Origin of the sequence: Rhodopirellula sp. JB055 (genome assembly GCF_043100905.1) — a bacterium.
Lineage (GTDB): Bacteria > Planctomycetota > Planctomycetia > Pirellulales > Pirellulaceae > Rhodopirellula.
In genome coordinates this window covers 1-5,796 of sequence record NZ_JBICHO010000468.1, presented here as the reverse complement: position 1 = coordinate 5,796, position 5,796 = coordinate 1, and the positions used below count along the sequence as shown (strand labels likewise).

5 protein-coding genes are annotated in these 5,796 nt (G+C 54.9%); all 5 read right to left on the bottom strand.

What is annotated here, in order from left to right:
• Window positions 1-1,157: glutamate decarboxylase (locus ACF8AM_RS18560; protein ID WP_392557080.1), on the bottom strand; the 1,157-nt coding region annotated here is incomplete at its 3' end.
• 178 nt (window positions 1,158-1,335) lie between these two features.
• Complete coding sequence (locus ACF8AM_RS18555; RefSeq protein ID WP_392557079.1) at window positions 1,336-2,430, bottom strand: hypothetical protein; 1,095 nt, start codon at window positions 2,428-2,430, stop codon at window positions 1,336-1,338.
• Between the two features lie 78 nt (window positions 2,431-2,508).
• Window positions 2,509-3,459, bottom strand: a complete 951-nt coding sequence (locus ACF8AM_RS18550) for an NYN domain-containing protein (RefSeq protein ID WP_392557078.1) — start codon at window positions 3,457-3,459, stop codon at window positions 2,509-2,511.
• A gap of 235 nt (window positions 3,460-3,694) precedes the next feature.
• The gene (locus tag ACF8AM_RS18545) at window positions 3,695-4,972 is read right to left on the bottom strand and encodes an alpha/beta hydrolase family protein (RefSeq protein ID WP_392557077.1); all 1,278 of its coding nucleotides are present in this window, start codon (window positions 4,970-4,972) and stop codon (window positions 3,695-3,697) included.
• A 153-nt stretch (window positions 4,973-5,125) separates the two neighbouring features.
• Window positions 5,126-5,569 (bottom strand): DoxX family protein, encoded by a 444-nt coding sequence (locus ACF8AM_RS18540; RefSeq protein WP_392557076.1) that lies wholly within the window; start codon window positions 5,567-5,569, stop codon window positions 5,126-5,128.
• Between the last annotated feature and the right edge of the window lie 227 nt (window positions 5,570-5,796).

The window sequence follows — 5,796 nt, the reverse complement described above, 5'->3', positions numbered from 1 at the left end:
GGTTGGGCTCCGTCTTTCATTTTCCAACACATGGCTGGGATTCCCGATGCCATGTCGCCGTCGTAGATGACCTCGAAAGGCCCCAGTTTCGCGATTTCTTTGGCCAGAAACTTTGCCGTGTCATAGCAAGCGGTAAGAGTGCGTCGATAACCATCTCGACCGAGTCGCAAGAAGTTGTAGTATTGGCAAACGACTTGACCACCAGGACGGGAGAAATTGAGTGCGATGTCTCGCATGTTGCCACCCAGGTAGTTCACCCAAAAAATTTCTTCTTCAGGTAAATCGGATTCTTCTCGCCAGATCACCCACCCCACTCCCAATGGTGACAACCCAAATTTGTGGCCGGACGTGTTGATCGACTTCACACGCGGGAGTCGAAAATCCCAAACCAGATCGGGGGCGCAGAACGGGGCCAAAAATCCGCCACTCGCGGCATCGACATGGATGCGAATGTCGATGCCCGTTTCTTGTTCGAATTCATCCAGTGCTTTTGACACCGCTTGAACGGGTTCATATTGGCACGTGAACGTGACGCCCAGGGTTGGCACCACCCCAATCGTATTTTCATCGCAACGTTTGATCACTTCTTCCGGTGTCATGATCAGGCGATCATTGTCCATCGCAATCTCGCGTAGTTCGATGTCCCAGTAGCGAGCGAATTTGTGCCAGCAGACTTGGACGGGGCCGGTCACCAAATTGGGGCGATCGATTGGTTTGCCCGCCTCCTTTTGGCGTTTCTCCCATGACCGCTTCATCGCCATCCCGCCCAGCATCGCGGCTTCGCTGGAACCTGTCGTGGAGCATCCGATCGTGTTGGCTGACTCCGGCGAATTCCATAAATCTGCCAGCATGTGAACGCAGCGTGCTTCGATCTCGGCCGTCTGAGGGTACTCGTCCTTGTCGACCATGTTTTTGTCCATGCAGTCGTCCATCAACTGCCGGACTTCGGGTTCTGCAAAAGTCTGGCAGAACGTTGCCAAGTTTTGACGAGAATTACCGTCGAGCATCAACTCATCACGGACGGCAGAGTAGATGTGCTGCGCCATCTGTTCTTGCTGCGGGAATTTGAATTTGGGCATCGTCGTGGACAGATCTGACGAGGCATAGGTTTCGTCGTCGATGAACTTTCGAATGTCATCTTTGCTGTGCAAAGGCATTTGATTCCCTTCCGGAATGGTTGGAGCGACCACGTGGATGCAACAGACGTCACGATTTTGCGACGTGAAGGGAGGTTATAGCGGACCACCGCAAGTCGTGCGGGGCCTACCTTGTCGACGGGTGAAGAAAATGTGGCCGACGTGAATGGACGAATCGCGATCTGATGCATCTTCTTCGTCACTGTATGAACGAGTTCAGCAACGAGTAGGACATGGTTGTTTGCGATTCCGCGACTGGTGTCGGATTCAACTTCGCTGGCAGTTGCCCCGCTTTGAGAAGTTGGACAATGAAATCAACCTCTTCTTGAGTGAAATTGCCAGTGATCCGTGCCTCTTGTTGGATTGGCGCCATGATTTTCGGCGCTGTCAGCAATCGGTCATCCAAGATGATTCCGAGTTGTGTGGCCACGTTCCCCAAGGGTGCGTTGTCGGTGCACATTGCAAACAGGTTGCGACCTCCCGCTTCGGTGAACTGAATCGCGACACAGGGCGAACCGTTGTGGTCAAAGGTGGAAGCCGCAAACGCGATGTCCTGACCGCCCAACGATTGAGAGTTGTCCACGACTGCCAGTACATCGATGGAAGCGATGTGTTGCTCCTGTAACCAGCGAGACACCTCCATTGGGCTGGCGTTGCCCAGCAATTCCTCGGGCAGATCGAAGACTCTTCCAGTTTCAGAATTTCGAACGACGGGCGATGTCAAAGCGATGTTCAGTGGAGCGATTTGATCGGCCACTTCCGAATTGGCATCCACACCAACCGTCACCCATCTCGCGACCAGGTCGCCGTTTGGCGCGTGCACATCCCGCTGGGGTGTTGGAGCATCGAATGTTTGCTTGACCAGTTCAAAGACTGACGCGTGCCGAGTTGGGTTCGCGATCGGAAGGAATCGCAATTCCCCGGTGGATACCAACAAGTTCTTTGCGATCTTGATTTGCATCGGATCACGCGTTGGCAGAGTGAACTCGACTTGATCATCCTTTATGACGTTCACTTGCACCCCGGCAACGAAGAGTTCCCTCAGTCGGCGTTTCAGCGGCATGACCATTTGTTCGCTCGTCACAAACTCAGCCTGTGAGTCGGAACGCTGGATCGAGTACACCAGTTGGGTCGCTGGCACCGTGCGTTCCAGCATCAACAGGGACGCCGCGCCAGCGACCAACGCAACCAAGAGCAACACCGCCACCCCGATCAAAATCCCAAGCAGCCAACGTGCCGAGCGGTCATTGGATTCAAAGTGTTCTTCTTTTGCTGCACGGTTGGGATCGTTCATGATGAGGCAAACGAGGGTGCGGTACGGAAAGAAGTGAAGGAATGTGATGCGGTGGTTGCGAGCGTGTTCGATCGAGAACTAGGTTTTCAGCCGGACACGAACGGAAGCCTGCCCGACTTGCTTGCTCTTTTTGACTTCAAACAAATTGATTTCTTCGAACAGGTCGCTCAGTTTTTTAAAACCATAGGAACGATGGTTGAATGGGCTTTGGTTCGAAATGTGCGCGCCGACTGGTCCGAGTGCAGCCCACCCGTCTTCATCGGCGGCCTCTTTCACAGCGGTTCGGAGTGTGTTCATGAGTTTGGTGTTCTGTTGCAGCGACGACACCGAACTTTCTCGTCTTCTCTTCGGCGGCGTTTTGTCATCGGGCTCTTCGTCTAAGTAGATGAAACGACTGCATGCCATCACCAATGGTCCCGGCGAATTTTGTCGCCCAAATCCAATGACTTGTTTGCCCTCTTCCCGCAAACGACGAACCAATGGGGTGAAGTCACAGTCCGATGAAACCAAAGCAAATGTCTCGACCTGTTTCGTGTACAGGATGTCCATGGCGTCAATCAGCAATGCCATGTCGGTTGCGTTTTTTCCCTTGATCAAATCGAAACACTGGGTCGGCGCAATCGCATATTCGTGCAGCACTTGAATCCAACTGTCGAGCCCTCGCTTCTTCCAATTCCCGTAGGCCTTTCGAATGTTGACAACGCCGTAGGTGGCGAGTTCGGAAATGATGAATTCGATCTTCGCGGCGGGTGCGTTGTCAGCGTCAATCAGCAACGCGATGCTGCTTTGGGGACTTGGTTCAGGCATGAAGGTCAGTTGCTCCTGGGGAACAGTGGGCAGGTGGTGACGCACGAAGAGAAATGTGCGTCCGAATTGCTTCCTGGGGAAACGAGTGTCGTGGCGGTGCGTCTCGCGTAGCAGGCGAAGCAAGACAGCGGCAGGAGAGAGAAGCCAATTGGCGAACCACCCCAGAGCGTTTTCACTACCAAGCAGTGTCCCATTGTAGCGACCATGGTCGTCGTCAGGCATCGCTCGGATTCAGCGGACACCCTGCCCAACCGATCCCGGAAATGAATCCCATTTCGGGAGTTGCGAGCTGCGAAAGACAAGCACCAAACAAAGACATTCGGTTGAGGTGGTTGGCTTACTCTTTGCGTTGGTGAATTGCCCCTCGACCACACTCCACTACGATTGATGCCGGAGTTCAAGCGCGTTTGGGAACGCAGAAGCACAGACAACCCCCGGAGGCAGTTGCCGGAACGTCTTAGCGAAACTCGACTTCACTGGAGACCAACGCGCCGCGATCGTCGGTCAATGTCATGAGCCATGTGTTGGCTTCCGCGGGAAGTCCCTTTGCCTTGATTTTTCCATCGGCAATCACGCCTTGGATGGTTTTCCAGTTGCGTTTGGATCGGAGGCCCGTCTCTGTCGTGTAGTGCAAGCGGGCTTGTGTGATCTTGGTGGTGGATTGGAATGGGAGTGTGACGTTTCCGTTGTCGCTGACATGCATCTGGCCAACCGTTGGCAATGGGGGCGTGCTCTTCAGCAGTGAATCCACGAAGATCTGGATCTCTGGTGGGTTCCATCCCGCTTGGTGACCATGAGGCATTCGAGGTTCGATGCGCAGCGAGCGCGGTCCCTTCACGTTGGAATACGATTTGGCATAGCTATCAAGCACATAGTGAATGTCATGCGTGCCGTTGACCCACAGCGTTGGGACGGTGCATTGATGAAGGTGGCTTCCCGGATCGTACGCGGCCACCCAGGCGTCGCGGCGGTCGCCAAGACGGTCAATGGAAGGTTTTTGAACGGATTCGCCTTCGTGTAAGAACCCGCATCCGTACACGGGCACCGCGGCTTTGAACCGGTCGTCCAGCGAAGCTGCCAAGCAAGTCGTGTAGCCGCCCCAACTGATTCCAGTCAGGGCGGTGCGTTCGGGATCGACGTCGGGAAAGCTTCGGATCAGGGTGTGAGACCGGATCACGTTCGCTGCTGCGTGATAGGGCCAGTCGTCATCGATCGTTCCGCCGATGCTGTCAAATTTTTCGTTGTGCCCGTCTGCTGGGCCGCCAAGCGCAAGTCGAACACGGGTATCACGTTTGTGTCCGACGTGCGGTTTCAATTTGCCCGACTCGTCGAATTCAGGAGGTGGAGGTCGACGCCCGCCCAAGTCCATCGCGATCGCGGCATACCCGCGGTTTGCCCACATCCAAACCCAATCCGCGAATGCGGTGCCGCCACCGCCATGAACGAGTACGATGCCGGGATAGGTTTCGCCATCCTCACCGATGCCCAAGGTTGTCGGGGAGGCATAGAACGCAAAGACTTCAGTTGCACGCCCGTCGTATTTTTCACCAGCGTAGATCAGCGACTGGATTTTCGCGGAGGGATTCTCAATTCGGTAGGCTGGCACTTCCGTTTTGAGTCGTTCGATCGGCCAGACCCCGGGGGCAGGGACGCTCGCTTCGTGATCGGCTTGAACCCAAGAAGTGAGCCAGCAAAGCGAAAGCAGGATTGCAGCGAAAGAGCGAGAGAACATCATGGAGCGGGCACTGCCGTCGGAGGTGCGAAGCCGGTCTGAAAACGCGTTGGTCTGTGGTCATTCCAGATGATAGCGGAAGTAACTTCGGCGTTTGTTACCTTGCTCGTGAAAGACCGGGGCGGACCTCCGAACGGCTCACACGTTTCTTCCCGGTCATGCCTGCCCGACTGCTTCGTTTTCGTTTGGTTCGCTGTTTCCGAACAGTTTTTGGTCGAGAGACAAGTTGCCGGGGCCGGTGATGAAGATCACTGCGTAGGTTGCGAGGTAGACGGCGGCCACTTCTTTGAACATCCACGGAACGCTGCCGTGAACCAATAACAACGCGACGAACATCGTGAACGCGAGGCCCAGAACCGCGACGCGTGTACCCAGGCCGAGGATCAATAGGATGGAGCACCCGACTTCGGTGGCGATGGCGCACACGAGGCTCAGTTGATGTCCCATGCCGAGCGGGTCGGGGAAGCCTTCCGAGATCGTTGAGAAACCCATGACCTTTTGTAGGCCGTGAACCATCATGAAGCAGCCAAATGCGACGCGGAGGGCAAGCAAACCAAAGGAAACTTGCTTGGGCGAGGCGAGGAAGATTTGTTGTTTCATTGTCGTATGTGGGGATTGTGGCCAGTTCTTGGTTGATGAACGATTGCAAATGAAATCGCCCTTTCAGAATTCATTCCGCCACATGTTTCTGGTTCGGGGTGAGGCGAATTGATTGGCTCACTGTCCTCGCCGTGTTTGAGGTCGTGCAGTTTATCGAGGCCGCGTTTTAGCTGGTTTCAGCCTTTGAGCACCTCTCCCGAAACGAAGTTTGGGGGGAGCACTTCAAA